12 protein-coding genes are annotated in these 15,813 nt (G+C 53.8%); all 12 read left to right on the forward strand.

Annotated elements, in window-relative coordinates; all coding sequences use genetic code 11:
• The first annotated feature begins 111 nt into the window (after positions 1 to 111).
• The 12 genes from AC1RKG_RS10080 to AC1RKG_RS10135 all read left to right on the forward strand — a co-directional run bounded on the left by AC1RKG_RS10080 (position 112) and on the right by AC1RKG_RS10135 (position 15,813).
• Complete coding sequence (locus tag AC1RKG_RS10080; RefSeq protein ID WP_493182906.1) at positions 112 to 1,506, forward strand: NarK family nitrate/nitrite MFS transporter; 1,395 nt, start codon at positions 112 to 114, stop codon at positions 1,504 to 1,506.
• Positions 1,507 to 2,287: 781 nt separating this feature from the next.
• Entirely contained in the window at positions 2,288 to 3,187 is a 900-nt protein-coding gene (locus tag AC1RKG_RS10085; protein WP_122079678.1) for a winged helix-turn-helix domain-containing protein, read from the forward strand.
• Between the two features lie 183 nt (positions 3,188 to 3,370).
• Complete coding sequence (locus tag AC1RKG_RS10090; protein ID WP_122079677.1) at positions 3,371 to 4,327, forward strand: NAD-dependent epimerase/dehydratase family protein; 957 nt, start codon at positions 3,371 to 3,373, stop codon at positions 4,325 to 4,327.
• A gap of 180 nt (positions 4,328 to 4,507) precedes the next feature.
• Positions 4,508 to 5,557 carry a UDP-N-acetylglucosamine--undecaprenyl-phosphate N-acetylglucosaminephosphotransferase gene (gene wecA, locus AC1RKG_RS10095; RefSeq protein ID WP_122079676.1) on the forward strand — a complete coding sequence of 350 codons (1,050 nt, stop codon included), beginning with the start codon at positions 4,508 to 4,510 and terminating at the stop codon, positions 5,555 to 5,557.
• Positions 5,558 to 5,602: 45 nt separating this feature from the next.
• Positions 5,603 to 6,736 (forward strand): polysaccharide export protein, encoded by a 1,134-nt coding sequence (locus AC1RKG_RS10100; protein WP_122079675.1) that lies wholly within the window; start codon positions 5,603 to 5,605, stop codon positions 6,734 to 6,736.
• A 28-nt stretch (positions 6,737 to 6,764) separates the two neighbouring features.
• Positions 6,765 to 8,945 carry a polysaccharide biosynthesis tyrosine autokinase gene (locus tag AC1RKG_RS10105; protein ID WP_128864750.1) on the forward strand — a complete coding sequence of 727 codons (2,181 nt, stop codon included), beginning with the start codon at positions 6,765 to 6,767 and terminating at the stop codon, positions 8,943 to 8,945.
• A gap of 4 nt (positions 8,946 to 8,949) precedes the next feature.
• Positions 8,950 to 10,239, forward strand: coding sequence for a flippase (locus AC1RKG_RS10110; RefSeq protein WP_493182907.1), 1,290 nt, complete (start codon positions 8,950 to 8,952; stop codon positions 10,237 to 10,239).
• Positions 10,229 to 11,077 (forward strand): ATP-grasp fold amidoligase family protein, encoded by an 849-nt coding sequence (locus AC1RKG_RS10115; protein WP_122079672.1) that lies wholly within the window; start codon positions 10,229 to 10,231, stop codon positions 11,075 to 11,077. The genes AC1RKG_RS10110 and AC1RKG_RS10115 overlap by 11 nt, the downstream gene beginning before the upstream one ends.
• Positions 11,078 to 11,216: 139 nt before the next feature.
• Positions 11,217 to 12,122, forward strand: coding sequence for a glycosyltransferase family 2 protein (locus AC1RKG_RS10120; RefSeq protein ID WP_122079671.1), 906 nt, complete (start codon positions 11,217 to 11,219; stop codon positions 12,120 to 12,122).
• A gap of 1 nt (position 12,123) precedes the next feature.
• Positions 12,124 to 13,185, forward strand: coding sequence for a glycosyltransferase family 4 protein (locus tag AC1RKG_RS10125; RefSeq protein WP_217331362.1), 1,062 nt, complete (start codon positions 12,124 to 12,126; stop codon positions 13,183 to 13,185).
• Position 13,186: 1 nt separating this feature from the next.
• Positions 13,187 to 13,930, forward strand: a complete 744-nt coding sequence (locus AC1RKG_RS10130) for a glycosyltransferase family 2 protein (RefSeq protein ID WP_044551994.1) — start codon at positions 13,187 to 13,189, stop codon at positions 13,928 to 13,930.
• Positions 13,927 to 15,813, forward strand: a complete 1,887-nt coding sequence (locus tag AC1RKG_RS10135; RefSeq protein WP_493182909.1) for a carbohydrate binding domain-containing protein — start codon at positions 13,927 to 13,929, stop codon at positions 15,811 to 15,813. Before AC1RKG_RS10130 ends, AC1RKG_RS10135 begins: the two co-directional genes overlap by 4 nt.

Here is a 15,813-nt window from a genome sequence, read left to right on the forward strand (position 1 = left end):
GAGCATTTTCCGGCAACTGGCTACCTGCATCCGGGTTGATTTACATCAACTTTACCGTAGGGGGCGCCGCCTAGGGTGAGCGAAGTTATCACCCTGTGTCTGAGGTTTTTTATGTCGCAATCAGCAACGTCATTATCAAAATCAAAAAAAACAGGCGCGGTTATTCAGGACTGGCAGCCTGAGGATGCCGCATTTTGGCAGCAACGTGGCCAACGTATCGCTAACCGCAACCTGTGGATTTCCATTCCTTGCCTGCTATTGGCCTTCTGCGTCTGGATGCTGTTTAGCGCGGTGGCGGTCAATTTGAACAAGGTAGGTTTCAATTTCACTACCGATCAGCTGTTCCTGCTTACCGCGTTACCTTCCGTTTCGGGTGCCATCCTGCGAGTGCCTTATTCATTTGTGATCCCGATGTTCGGTGGGCGTCGCTGGACGGCCATCAGTACCTGCTTCCTGCTGGTACCCTGCCTGTGGCTGGGTTTCGCGGTACAGGATGCCACTACCCCATATGGCGTGTTTGTCATTATCTCATTGATGTGTGGTTTTGCCGGTGCCAACTTTGCTTCCAGCATGGCCAATATCAGTTTCTTCTTTCCCAAGGCTAAACAAGGCGGTGCTTTAGGCCTAAACGGAGGGTTAGGCAACCTGGGCGTGAGTGTGATGCAGTTGGTGGCCCCACTGGTCATATCCTTCGCTGTCTTTGGCGCGTTTGGCGGGACGGCACAGCAGCAGCCGGACGGCAGTTCACTGTGGTTGGAGAATGCGGCCTGGATCTGGGTACCGTTCTTGTTGGTCGGCACGCTGGCAGCCTGGTTCGGCATGAACGACCTGGCGGCCTCTAAAGCGTCGTTGCGTCAGCAACTGCCGGTACTCAAACGGGGTCACCTGTGGGTACTGAGCCTGCTGTACCTCGCCACCTTTGGTTCCTTCATCGGCTTTTCCGCCGGTTTCGCCATGCTGTCTAAAACCCAGTTCCCGGACGTCGTCATTCTGCACTATGCCTTCTTTGGGCCATTCCTGGGGGCGCTGGCCCGGCCGGTAGGCGGCGCGTTATCTGACCGCTTTGGCGGTATCCGCGTCACGCTGATTAACTTTGTGCTGATGGCGGTGTTCGCCGCCATGTTGTTCCTCACTTTGCCGGGGGCAGGGCACGCAGGATCGTTTATCGCGTTTTACAGCGTCTTTATGCTGTTGTTCCTCACCGCCGGGTTGGGCAGCGGTTCTACCTTCCAGATGATTGCGGTTATCTTTCGCAAAATCACCGTCGATCGGGTTAAGGCGGCCGGGGGCAGTGACGAAAGTGCTCAGCGCGAGGCCGTCACCGACTCTGCCGCGGCATTGGGCTTCATCTCAGCGATTGGCGCCGCCGGTGGCTTCTTTATTCCACAGGCCTTCGGTACCTCATTGGCGCTGACCGGTTCGCCGGCGGGCGCGATGAAAATCTTCCTGGTGTTTTATGTGGTGTGCGTGTTGGTGACCTGGTTCGTTTACGGCCGTAAAAGATAGCCAGCTACTGACAACTTCTGCGCCTGCTCGTCAGGGGAGGCGCTTTTTATCCCTCGCTTTAAGTGAAGCTTTTTACTTCCCCAGTGAAATCCTCGTAGTTTTAGGTAATATTCTTATTATCACGCACTGCTTTTTCCTTTGTTTATAGATGTATCTCTCCCACTTTGATTTTTTTCCTGTCTTTGCGAAAAATGTTATTCCGACATTATTTTTTCATTTTTACGTCGAATTCCTTACGAAAATAACGCACCGTGAATGCTGCCTTGTACGGCAATGAAATTCTGTTTCTTCAGGCTGGCAGAGATTCATTTCATCAAGTTAACAATACGCCTTTGTATTTGATGCTATATTTTAACCAAGCATTCGGCGAGAGGCTAAATCAGATAACTCTCATTCTGTTTTAGCAGGCTTTTTGTAGGCTATCTGACAATCAGATTAGGTGGAAAAACAGATGATATTGTTTGATGTCAGGATGAAATTTCATAATTTCATTTAACTAACATTTGTTTAACATTTTTATATTTTTTGTTTTAAAACAATAAGATGGTTGAGTTTTATTGCCGGAAATCATGATGAGAAACCATGTTTCCAACAGGAAAATAAAGTCATTCAAAGAAACATAGCCTCCTTTTGAGCGGTGTTGTAAAAAATGAAATCAGTAATTTTTTATAAAAATAAATATCCCATGAATGCAACCTGTTGAGTTTACATTTAATTTCTTGAACATTTTTTCATATTTCTATACAAAGTGTGCAGGACAGGCACGCTAAGGAAATTAAAAGTGAATCTTGATAAAAGAATAAAGATTAGGAATCTAGATGTTCTGACACCGTCCAGGGAAAAATTCCGCCTACGTTGGAAGGAGTATCAGATACTTTCACTTCTTGTCGCCAGATCCCCAGAACTGGTTAGCCGTACGGAAATTATAGAAAACATTTGGAAAGGAACTTATTGTTCGGATTCAACGATAAATCAAACAATTAAATCAATTCGTCAAAAGATCGGTGATGCCGAGCATACGCTTATCAGAACCATTCCTCGCTTAGGTTATAAGGTGGAAAACAAGGCCGTTTTTCACTTTATTTCTGAAGAGGAAGAATATGCCGACGATGAAATATGGGGTGGCGACACTGACGATAATAAAGATATTCAAGCGGAACTTTCTGAAAGTAACGATAAGCCGGATGAAACTCTTGCTGAAGAAATAGAGCTTAATGATGAAAACATGGCTCCCGTTGATCCTCCTGTCGTACCAGTAACGCTTAAAAATACGTCAATCAGAAAAAAGATACCGGCTTCGGCGGGTTTTTTCTCTGTGCCTGCCGTCAGAGTTGTGAAATACCTGTCAGTATTCGTGTCCTTGCTCATTATTTCACATTTCTCCTACGTGCTGGGGAATCAAACCCGCCCGCCGATTATCAATGATATTCAAAACAATACCCGCGTAGTGCTGACGTTGACGCTGAATAACGCCCGTACCAACAGCCCGCAAACCCTACTTTGTCTGTATCAGGGCGAAAGTCTGGAACAGGCAACCATCGAGTGCGTCGACCCTAAGCAAGGAAGGTTGAAACAGCCGGTGAAATACGAAACTTCAGATGCGCAAGGGACGGGTAAGATTAATCTCATACTGCCGAATAAAACCATGGAATATCAGGTCGCTTATGATGTTAAAAATTAGCACGCGATGATATTTCACCTTTGTCGATAATTTTACATTTGGCACATATTTTTATTTCATTATTTGTTATTTGAAAGCCGGGTGCGTTTTGTCCAGTCTGGTTTCCATGTTCTAACGCGAATTAGCGTCCTGCCTCAATGGTGTGGTGGGGAATAATGGATAAACCGGGCTGAGTGACAAATTATGGATAAGCGTAAAGTAGCGATCATCGGGGGTTCCGGCTTTATCGGAACGCGTTTGGTTAAGCGTCTGAGTGCGCGTGACGACCTGGTGTTGACCATCGTGGATAAAAAACGGAGTGAGCATTTTCCCGAACTTTATCAGTTTGGCGATGTAACCCAGCCCCAGACATTGCAGGAGCCGTTGGCCGGGTGTGACGCCGTGATCAACCTTGCCGCTGAGCATCAGGATAATGTCGATCCTATCTCACTGTATTACCAGGTTAACGTTGATGGGGCGCGCAATGTCTGCATGACGGCATCGGCGCTGAATATCCAACAGATTATCTTTACCTCCTCCGTGGCGGTCTATGGCTTCGTGACACGGGAAACCGGCGAAGAAGGGGTTTTCGAGCCCTTTAACCATTACGGCAAATCCAAGTTGGAAGCGGAGTATGTCTACGAAGCCTGGCGTAAAGCCGATGGCAGTAACAAATTAACCATCATTCGCCCGACGGTAGTGTTTGGTGAAAACAATCGCGGCAACGTTTATAACCTGTTCCGCCAAATTGCCAGCGGTCGCTTTGTGATGATCGGCAGCGGCAATAATATGAAGTCCATGGCCTACGTTGAGAATATTGCCGCCAGACTCGAGTATGCACTGGATCAACAGGCCACTTATCAGGTCAGCAATTATGTTGATAAACCCGACTTCACCATGAATCAGCTGGTAGACGTTATTTCTTCTTCATTAGGCAGAAATAATAAGACTATTCGCATTCCTTATCTATTTGGGATCTGCGGGGCAACGGCATTAGATGTGGTGAGTAAAATAAGTCACCGAAAATTTCCTATTAGCCGCGTGCGGGTGCAGAAATTCTGTGCCAGAACACAATTTAAAAGCAATGTTCAATGTGATTTCGTGGCGCCAGTCGAACTTGATTCGGCAATCGAAAAAACAATTAAGCATGAGTTTTCCTAGAGATAACTTTATTACGGGTTAGGGTTATTTATTTTTCATCTCTGACAAGCAGATAAATCTGTATTAAACGGGATTGGCTCATGCTGACTTATATCCTGGGACTGTCAATTTTATTTTTGTTAATAGCGCATTGGGAGCTGTAACTCAAGGGCGGTAGCGTGCTTATTCGCTGGAGGAACAATGTTATATCAACTGAGCGTGATATTTATTTTGGCGCTGGTGCTGGTGGTTATTGCCCGCCGCGCTGCGTTGGCGGTGGGGTTAGTGGATAAACCCAATGCGCGCAAGCGTCATCAGGGGCATGTTCCGCTGGTCGGCGGGATCGTCATTTACCTCATTATGACGCTGGTGACCTTTTGGCAGCCCGAATGGTTGCCGCACAGTACCACCTTCTTGCTGAGCATTACGGCGCTGGTATTGCTGGGCGTTCTGGATGACCGCTTTGATCTGCCGGTGACGCCACGCGTCATCGTGCAGGGAGGGATTGCGCTGGCGATGATGCTGGCGGCAGGGATGCAACTCACCTCCTTTGGTTACCTGTGGGGTCATCAAGAACTGCAGCTGGGCTACGCGGCCCTGTTGATCACGCCGCTGGCGGTGTGGGGGGCGATCAACGCCTATAACATGGTTGACGGCATCGACGGCCAACTGGGCGCGCTGTCCTGCGTCACGTTTATGGCGCTGGCCATCCTGTTCGGCTTGGCCGGGCATGAAGAGCAGGCGTTGTGGTGTCTGAGCCTGATTGCGGCCCTGGCGGCCTACCTGTTGTTCAACCTCAGTCTGTTCGGTGCGCGCAACAAGATTTTCATGGGGGATGCCGGCAGCATGGTCATTGGGTTTAGCGTGCTGTGGCTGCTGATAGCCGCCACCCAGGGCGAAGACGCCGTGATGCGACCGGTGACCGCACTGTGGCTGATTGCCATTCCGCTGATGGACATGGTAACGGTGATGACGCGTCGTTTGCTGCGTCGACAGAGTCCTTTCAAGGCTGGGCGCGATCATTTGCATCATATTCTGATGCGTCGTGGCCTCAATGCGCGTCAGGCGCTGAGTATGAGCTGCATGCTGGCGGTGACGCTGGCCTGCGTCGGCATCTGCAGCGAAGTGCTGCAACTGCCCGATCACCTGATGCTGCTGGCCTTTGTATTTTGCTTCTTCGGTTATTTTGCCCTGCTGCACGAACCCCGTCAGGGCAGAGTTTTTACCGATAACCCTACCGCCGATCGTTAATCCTCCCACGGGCCGCAACGGCGGCCCGTTTTTCACGGTACCGTTATGAACCTTCATTTGCCTCATTTGATGCCACTGGTGCTGTCCAGCGTGCTGCTCAGTGGTTGCACCGCCTTTCCGGGTTCACACCTGCCGACCCAGGGCAAAGAAAAAGTGACTCAACAGGACGAAGATTTCGATCTGAATAAACAGGTTCAGGTATATCGCGTCACGCCGATGCTGCTGGAAAAAATGCGTCGCATAGAACCGGTAGCGCGACCCAACCTGGCGTTGGATCAGCGGTTGCAAAGCTATCAGTACCGCATCGGCGTTGGCGACGTGCTCAACGTTACCGTCTGGGATCACCCGGAGCTGACCACCCCGGCAGGGCAATACCGCAGCGCCAGTGATACCGGTAACTGGGTGCATGCCGATGGCGCCATCTTCTATCCGTACATTGGTAAGGTGCAGGTGGTGGGCAAAACCGTTACCGAAGTGCGCAACCAGATTGCCAGCCGCCTGGCGACCTATGTGGAAAGTCCGCAGGTGGACGTCAGCATCGCCGCCTTCCGTTCACAGAAGGTGTATGTGACTGGCGAGGTGAAAACTTCTGGGCAGCAGGCCGTGACCAACGTGCCGCTGACCATTCTGGATGCCATCAACGCCGCCGGCGGGCTGACCGATAACGCCGACTGGCGCAACGTGGTGCTGACGCACCAGGGCAAAGAACAGCCGATTTCACTGCAGGCATTGATGCAGCGCGGCGACATCAGCCAGAACCATTTGTTGACGCCCGGCGACATCCTCTATGTGCCGCGTAACGATGAACTGAAAGTGTTTGTGATGGGCGAGGTTGGCAAGCAGTCGACGCTGAAAATGGACCGCAGCGGCATGACCCTGACCGAGGCCCTGGGCAGTTCCGAAGGGATCAGCCAGACGGTGGCCGATGCCACCGGGGTGTTCGTGATCCGTCCAAACGGCGGCAAGCAGCCAAAACGGCTGGCGTCGCTGTACCAGTTCGACCTGTCTGATGCCGCCGCACTGGCGATGGGCACCGAATTCCAGTTGGAGCCTTATGACGTGGTGTACGTCACCGCGGCACCGGTCGCACGCTGGAACCGCTTGATTAGCCAGCTGGTACCGACCATTTCCAGCTTCAACGACCTCAGTGAGGCCACGTTGCGGGTACGTAACTGGTAACCCCGTAACGGTGACTAAAGGAAGACCGATGATGAAGAACAATGCATTGCCGATTGTGATGGCCGAGCAGGACGACAAATTGGAGTGGGAGCGCCTGATTGGCCCGCTGTGGGACAACCGCTGGCGCATTCTGCTGGTGACCGGCGTAGCCGGGATCCTGGGCTGTGCCTATGCTCTGATGGCAACGCCAATCTATCAGGCCACGGCTTTGGTGCAGGTGGAAAAACAACTTTCGGGCGACTCGTTGCTGCGCGAAACGCTGGACAGTTCGATCGGCGGAGTCGGTCAGAACTCGGCGACCCAGGACGAGGTCTCGCTGGCGAAATCGCGCTACGTGATTGGCAAAACCGTCGACGACCTCGGCCTGACGGTGCGCATCAGCCCGGACTATTTCCCGCTGTTCGGCAAGGGCATCGCTCGCCTGAGTGGCGAAGTGACGCCGGTACTGCGTATTTCTTCCATGAAGGTGCCGGCGGTGATGCAGGGCCAGGAACTGACCCTGACCGTCGATGATCCGCAGCATTACAGCCTGAGTCATGACGGCAAAACCTTGTTCAGCGGCGTTGTGGGGCAAACGCTGCAGCAGGGCGGTTGGTCGGTCAACGTGAGCGAGCTTGAAGCGCAGCCGGGCACCACCTTCACCGTGGTTAACGTGCCGCGCCAAAAAGCGGTGGACGATCTGCGCAATATTCTCGATGTCGCACCTGGCGGCAAGGAAAGTGGCATCATGACCTTCAGCCTGGCGGGGGAGGATCCGCAGCGTGCGGAAGCGGTGCTCAAGAGTATCACCGATAACTACCTGCAGCAGAATGTGGATCGCAAAACGGAAGAAGCCCAGCGCATGCTGGCCTTCCTGCATGAGCAGTTGCCACGGACCCAGACTTCGCTCAATAACGCCGAGAATCAGCTTAATCAATTCCGCCAGCAGAACGACTCGGTAGACCTGTCGCTGGAGGCCAAGTCGGTGCTGGACACCCAGGTGCAACTTGAAGGGCAGCTCAATGAGTTGACCTTCAAAGAGGCGGAAATTTCCAAGCTCTATACCCGGGTACACCCGGCCTACCGTGCTCTGTTGGAAAAGCGCGCCACGCTGGAGGCTGAAAAGGCGCGGCTTGGCAAACAGGTGCAAACCTTGCCGAAAACCCAGCAGGAAATTTTGCGCCTCACCCGCGACGTGCAGGTGGATCAGCAGGTCTACATGCAGTTGATGAACAAGCAGCAGGAGCTGAGCATCAGCAAGGCCGGTACCGTGGGCAACATCCGCATCATCGATGAGGCCGAAACCGGTCTGCGGCCGGTACAGCCACAAAAAGCGATGATCGTGTTCTTCGCTCTGCTGATGGGCGGTGTGCTGTCGGCGTCAGTGGTGGTGTTGCGTGCCGCGCTTCATCGTGGCATCAGCGATACCGATACGCTGGAAAAGCGTGGGATCAGCGTGTATGCCACGGTGCCGCTTTCGCCCTGGCAGCAAAAGCGCAATCGAGTTCAGCAGCAGCTGTTGACCAAACACAGCAGCGGCAAACTGCCGATCCTGGCGCAGGAAGAACCGGAAGACTTATCCGTTGAGGCTATCCGCAGCCTGCGCACCAGCCTGCATTTCGCCATGATGGAGGCCAAAAACAATATTCTGATGGTCTCCGGCGCCAGCCCTGCCAGTGGTAAAAGTTTTACCAGCACCAACCTGGCAGTGGTGATAGCTCAGGCAGGGCAGCGGGTATTGCTGATCGACGCCGACATGCGCAAAGGCTTTTTGCACCGTTGGTTGAACAACAGCGCCAAGGCTGGTTTGTCAGATATGCTGTCAGGGCTGATTGCGCCTGAGATGGCGGTGAAAAAGACCGATATCGCCAACCTGGATTTTGTGCCGCGCGGGCAGGTGCCACCTAATCCGTCCGAACTGTTGATGCACCAGCGCTTTGCCGATTTTCTGCGTTGGGCGGGCCAGAATTACGATCTGGTGCTGATCGACACACCACCGGTGTTGGCGGTGACCGACGCGGCGATTGTTGGGCATCACGCCGGTACGGCACTGATGGTGGTGCGTTTCGAGGTCAACACCGTCAGGCAGATTGAGACCAGCATCCGTCGTTTCGAACAAAATGGCGTCGCTATTAAAGGGGTGATCCTCAACGGCATGGTGAAGAAAACCGCCACCGACGCCGGTTACTATGCCTTTGCTTACCCGAGCCATCAGGAAAAGGTCCAGTAACCCTATGAAAGCGATGCTGATGAACTCCCTGTGGTTAATGTTGGAGCGAGTATCGCTGAGCCTGTCGGGGATTTTCGTTTCGGTTTACGTCGCGCGCTATCTGGGACCGGCGCAGTACGGGCTGATTAACTATTTGCTGTCGGTGATTGCCATCGCGGTTCCGCTGGTGCAATTGGGGGCCGACGCGGTGTTGTTCAACCGCGTCGCCCGCCAACGGCAAAGTGGCATTCGGTTGATGCTGGCCTCGATGCGTCTGCGGCGGCAACTCTTTGCGCTGATTGCGTTGCCGCTGATGGCCTGGGCGTTACTGACGCAGGATCGCACCAGCCAGATCATGATGGCGCTAATGCTGGTCAGCGCATATTTCTCGGTGCAGGACGTTTATAAAATTTATTACGACGCCCTGTTGAAATCGAAGCTGAACACGCTGATCAACAATGTGGCGCTGCTGTTGTCGATTGTTGTGCGGCTGGCGCTGGTGCATGCCAAGCTGCCGCTGGAGTGGTTCGCGGTGCCCTATGTGCTGAGCAGCCTGATCCCCTACGGGGTACGTTGGCTGCTGTTTCGCCGCGAGAAAGGGGGCATGCGGCCCATCAGCCTGCGTCATCAACGGCGCTATGGCCGCTATCTGCTGAAGGTGGGGCTGCCGCTGGCCGTGTCCGGACTATCGATTGTCATCTATACGCGTATCGATCAGATCATGATCGGTAACTACCTCGGGGAACACAGCGTTGGGCTGTACAGCGCCGCCATCACCCTGAGCCAGGGGTGGGTCTTTGTGCCCATTGCGCTGATTACCTCGATGATGCCGGGGGTGGCCAACGCCGGTTCCGTAAGCGAGCAGGAAGGGCGGATCCGACTGCTGTATCTGGTGGTTCTGCTGCTTTCTATGCCGGTGATATTACTGCTGTCGCTGTTCCCGGGCCCGATAGTGAAGCTGATGTTTGGCGACAGTTACCGTGAAACTGCCACTATTCTGGCGCTGTGCTCGGTGACATCGCTGTTCTCGGTGATGGGCACTGTCTCTTACCGGGCGATCGTGTTGTTTGGCGGTTATCGGTTTATCGCGATAAAAATGCCTTTGGCCGCTTTGGTCAACGTGCTGATGAATCTGGTGCTGATCCCGCGTTATGGCATTTTGGGCGCGGCGATATCAACGTTGATTACCGAATTTATTTCATTTTTTGTACTTAATGGCTTTTTTAGAAAAGGACAAATTACCCGGCTGCAGGTCACCTGCTACCGCTGTTTGCCGCAACTAATAGGGAAGGTGCGAGAACTTTATGCTAAATAATCTGGTGAAGGGTTTTTACCGTAATATACCCGACGCATTATATCATCAGCTAAAATACGCTTTGTTTTTTCGCAAGCTACCGCATCTGGCTAAACCGATGGGGTATAGCGAGAAACTGATGCGCAGGAAAGTCTATCCTCTGGCGATGTATACTCAGCTGTCCGATAAGTATCTGGTCAGGGAATATATTGAAAAGCTGTGGGGGAAAGAATACCTGATTGAACTTTATGCTCAGGGTGAGAAATTAACTGAGGAAATGTACCAGTCATTGCCTGACGCCTTTGTGATTAAGGCGAATCACGGCAGCGGTTATAACAAGCTGGTGTTTGATAAAAGCCAGACCAGCTTTAATGAATTGAGGGTGCTGACCAACAGCTGGCTGCGACAGAATTTTTATCAGGTCTATCGCGAGCGTCATTATAAGGATATTTCGCCGTGCATCATGGTGGAAAAAATGTTGCTGGAAGACGGCAAAACCCCGAATGACATCAAGATCCACTGTTTTAACCGCAACGGGGAAGTGCGTTTTTTCATCCAGATTGATTACCAGCGCTTTATCGACCACCGCCGTGATTTTTTCGATGCCCAATGGAACCGCACCGAAATCCGCATGGGGGTGCCCAACAGCGAAGTGCCGATGGAGAAACCCTGTCGCCTGGATCAGATGCTGCAGCTGGCACGCCAGGTGGCAGAACAGTTCTCTTACGTAAGGGTGGATTTTTATCAGGTGCAGGAACGGATCTATTTTGGCGAGTTAACATTTACTCCCGGAGCCGGCCTGCAACGATTCACACCGGAAATTATTGAACAAGAGTGGGGAGGTTATTTCCAGGAGTAGTTGAGTAACCGGTAGGCTGCGCGTATTTACCGCGTCAGGACGGGGGGAAGTAACCGGACAAGGATATTCTGGGATAACAAGCTATTCCGTTGGCATTAGCATTGTTTTGCCAAATGATAATATATTGTTGAGGTAATAAATGGACTTATCGATTGTCATTCCCGTTTTTAATAACTCAGCCAGTTTGGCCACCACATTAGTCAGGATGACTAATGCCTGCTCCGGTTTCGACTACGAAATTATCGTGGTTGATAATGCATCGGACAAACAAGAGTTGGATAATATGCGCAGCCTGTTGGTCGCCAATCGTCGGGCGCGGCTGCACGAAAGTAAAGTGCGGCGTAATACGGCAGCCTCGTGCAATACCGGGTTCCGTTTAGCGCGCTCGGACGTGGTTTTTTTTCTGGAGCCGGAGGATTCGTTTAATACCAACTATATTATCCGCCGCCTGAAACGTCATCAGGACCCCCGAATAGACATTATCTTCGGCAACTACGTCACGGTAAGTGATAAGAATATTCGCAGTTATCGTTTCGATTATAAAGAGGGTGTGGCGGGAGCGGATTTTTTATTTCTTGATATGGGTGATATTCGCACCTCAACCATCAGCCTGCGCAAAAAGGAAGACCGGCGTTTTTTATTTCCGGAGTTTCTCTACAAGTATCAAGACTGGGGATTTTTGGTCAACGCCACCAATCTGGGGGCCAGGGTGGCCTTCGACGAGGGGCGCGGCGTGTTTATCCGCTGCGGCGATGCCGATACCGATCGTTGCCGGATGAATATCGATGCCAGCGAGCAGTTTATCGATGCTTACCTTCATGCCAGCGGCCGCTATATCAGCGGTTTTGCCTGCAAACACCTGCTGGCCTCGCTGTACAGCGAAAACCTGCAGGCCTTCACCTATTACTCAGCGCGCACCGAGCGCGATGCCCTGAGCAGCAAATTCAGGGCGATCAAACTGTACGGCGACTGTCTGGCCAGACTGGGGCTGTTTCCACTGGGCGGGCGACTGTTGCGTACCGCCCGCGAGGGATTTCGGAGATGACATGCAGCAACGAAAAGTAGCGATTGTGATTGAGAACATCGCCGAAAAAGGCGGTACCGAGCGGGTGGCCAGCAGCCTGGCCAATGCGCTGACGACGCGTTTGGGGCATCAGGTGGATCTGGTGTCGATCAGCGGCGACCGGGCATTTTACCCGCTGGAGGAGTCAGTGAGTTTACGCTTTATGCCTGGCAGAACGCTGTTGTGGCCCTGGCGATTGGCATGGTTTTTACGGCGCGGCCGCTATGACGTAATTATCACCGTTTCGATGGGCAAACTGTCGTCGATCATGGTGCCGTACCTGCGGTTGCTGTGTCCGAACAGCCGGCTGTTGCTGAGTGAGCACGTCAGTTTTCACCAGTATGCCTGGCCGATGAAGTGGCTAAAGGTGCTGGTCTACCGACTCGGTGACCGCACGGTACTGCTGACGAAGAAAGATTTGGCCACCATCAGCCGTTGGGTGCCCGGCCGCAAATGTCGGGTGATTGAGAACGTTTCACCCTTCCCGGTGCAACCGCCGCAACCGGCTCAGCAACAGCCGGTGGCGCTGGCGGTGGGGCGGTTATGCCGACAGAAAGGGTTTGACCGCCTGATCGCCGCCTGGCAGCAGATAGCGCCGCAAGCGCTGGGTTGGCAACTGCATATCGTCGGCGACGGCCCGGACCGGGGGGCACTGCAACAGCAGATTGACGCCGCCGGTCTGGGTGATCAGGTGAAGCTGTTGCCGGCGACGGCGGACATCGCCGGCCACTACCGTCAGGCCGCGATGCTATTGATGACCTCGCGTTACGAAGGCTTGCCGATGGTGCTGATTGAAGCGATGAGTTTTGGCCTGCCCCTGGTGGCCTTTGACTGCCAGACCGGACCGGCGGAACTGATTGATGACGGTAAAAACGGTTATCTGGTTCCAGAGGGTGACATCGAGGCCTTCAGCCAACGAACGCTGGCGCTGATAGGCGACGGCGAGTTGCGTCAGCGCTTCTCTCTGCACTCGTTGGCGCGGGCGCAGCAGTACATTCCCGAGCGTATTTATCCCCAATGGCAACAGCTTATCGCTGGAGGTTAAGATGGAAAAAGTTTCAGTTATCATGCCGGCTTACAACGCAGCGGGCTTTATCAAAGAGTCGATCCTCGGGGTGCTGAACCAGACTTACCAGGATTATCACCTGTATGTGATCGACGATGCTTCTACGGACCATACCGCCGAGGTGGTGAAACCGTTCATCCACGATCGTCTGACTTACATCCGCAACGACACCAATCAGGGCGTGGCCGAGACCCGCAACATCGCGATTGAAGCCGCACGCGGCGATTATATTGCATTTTGCGACAGCGATGACGTCTGGCACCCGAACAAGCTGGCGCGTCAGGTCGGTATTCTCAAGACCAACCGCTACGACGTGGTGTGCTCCCATTATTACACCTTCGAAGATGACCCGACGCGGGTGAAAAACTACCGCGGCGCCGGCGAAATCATCGCCTATAAAGACATGTTGAAAAGCAACTGGATCGGCAATCTGACCGGCATGTACAACCAGCGACAGGTCGGCAAGGTGTACCAGAGCAAAGTGGGCCATGAGGACTACGTGATGTGGCTGTCGGTACTGGAGAAGGCGCGGAACCACATGGCTTACTGCATCCCCGAACCCCTGGCCTTTTATCGCCTGTCGGCGCAGTCGCTGTCCGGCAATAAATTCCGCGCGGCCGACTGGCAGTGGCAGATATATCGCCGCCATCTGGGGCTTTCCTATCAGAAGTCCTGTTATCTGTTCTTCTCCTATCTGTACAGCGCGGTGATGAAAAGACAATGAATTTCAGCAAACTAACCTCGGCCTGCCTGCTGGCGAGCGCCGGCTGGGCGGGGCTGGCCAATGCGGCCGGCTGCGACAGCAACCTGCTCAAGGATCCCGGCTTCGAGCAGGGGGGGGCCGGGTGGTCGCTGGCCTCGGCGCAGGTGGTCGCGGGTGGCCACGGCGGTCAGAGCAGCCTGTTTTATCAAAATCACAACCCGGCCAACTACCACAACATGCTGCAAACCCTGTCGGTCAAACCGGGTCAACAGCTGGCTTTTGGTGCCTGGGTTCGCGGTGAAAATCTCAGGGGCAAGGGCGAAAATCAGGGCGCCGGCGTGTTTGTCGAAAGCTATGACGACCAGGGGCGTTTTTTGGCGGGCAGCTATCCGCAGGGGCTGCTGGGCACCAGCGGCTGGCAGCCGGTGACCGGCGATTTTCGGGTGCCACCACGGGCGGTGAAAGTGGTGCTGGGCGTTTATCTGCGTCAGGGCACCACCGGCAATGCCTGGTTTGACGATGTTTACGCCTGCCTGCAACCCGTTGCGCCGGAGCTGTACCAGATGCGCAGCGGTAACGGCGCGGCCTCCAGCCTGATTGAAGTGGTGGATCCGCAGCAGGTGCAGGTGGACAGTACCCTAGTCGATGACAAAAACACCGCGGTGAAACGTGACAGCCGCCGCTATGCCATCAGCGGGCAGCAAAAGGTGGAATTTCCGCTGCCGGCCGATTTGGCCGCCGGCGAGTATCGTTTGCAGCAGCAGGTGACGGACGTGGCTTCGCAACGCAGCCAGCGCAGCGAAATGCCGATCAGCGTCGGTCGCCCGCAGCCCAAGGTAGCGCTGGATGCTCAGGGTTACGTGTTGAAGCAAGGCAAGCGCTTCTTCCCGCTCGGCATCTACATGTACGGCGAGATGGCGACGGACGAACATCTGGCGCGCATCCGCGATGCCGGTTTCAATACCTTGCTCAATTACAACTACGGCACCGGCCGCGACCCCTATAACTATTTCCGCAAAACCCAGCAGTATGGTTTGCAGGTGATTTTTTCGCTCAAGGATATGTACGCCGGCACCCGCTTTGCGCCGGAAACCAAAATGAGCTATCCGCAGCTGACGGCCAGCTATGTGGAGAAGTTCAAGCATCAACCAAACCTGCTCGCCTGGTACATCAACGACGAACTGGGCCCGGAATATGTGCCGCAGATTGAGCAAAAACACCTGCAGGTCAAGCAGTTGGATCCGGATCACCTGACGTTCCAGGTGTTGGACAAGACCGGGACGCTCAATGCCTATTTCAACAGTTCGGACGTGTTGGCCAGCGACCCTTATCCGGTCGGCAGAGACGCCGATCTGACGCGGACGCTGGAGTACAGCCGTATTACCAGCCAGGTGGCGCGCCAGGCAAAAGGAGCCTGGTTGGTGATGCAAATTATGGATCATGCCGCTTACGCCCCCGGCCGCAAACCGCGTCAGCCTACCGAGGCGGAGATCCGCAATCAGGCCTGGCTAGGGCTGATCGGCGGGGCCAGAGGCATCCTGTTTTATTCCTATACCGACTTGTTCTACAAGCGCCAGCGTGGCGGCTTCAGTCAGCAGGAGTTCGATGCTATCTGGCGTGGCGTCGCCGGCGTAGCACAGCAGATTGTCAGCTTTGAGCCTTACCTGCTTTCCGGTGAAAGCCGGTTGTTGCAAGGCAACAATACCGCCATCCCGGCCCGGCTGTTTATTCGCGGCGATCGCGGCCTGGTACTGATAGCCAACCCTTATTACCGTCAAATGTCGGCACGTTTTGATCTGCCTGCCGGTTGGCAGGCTCAGGGGCAACGGCAGATTGAGGCGGAATTGCCTTCGATGGGCAGCCGTGCGGTATGGGTGCAACGTCAAACAGAAGATAAAGGATAA

The organism is Serratia sp. GW822-FHT06D09 (assembly GCF_058799515.1).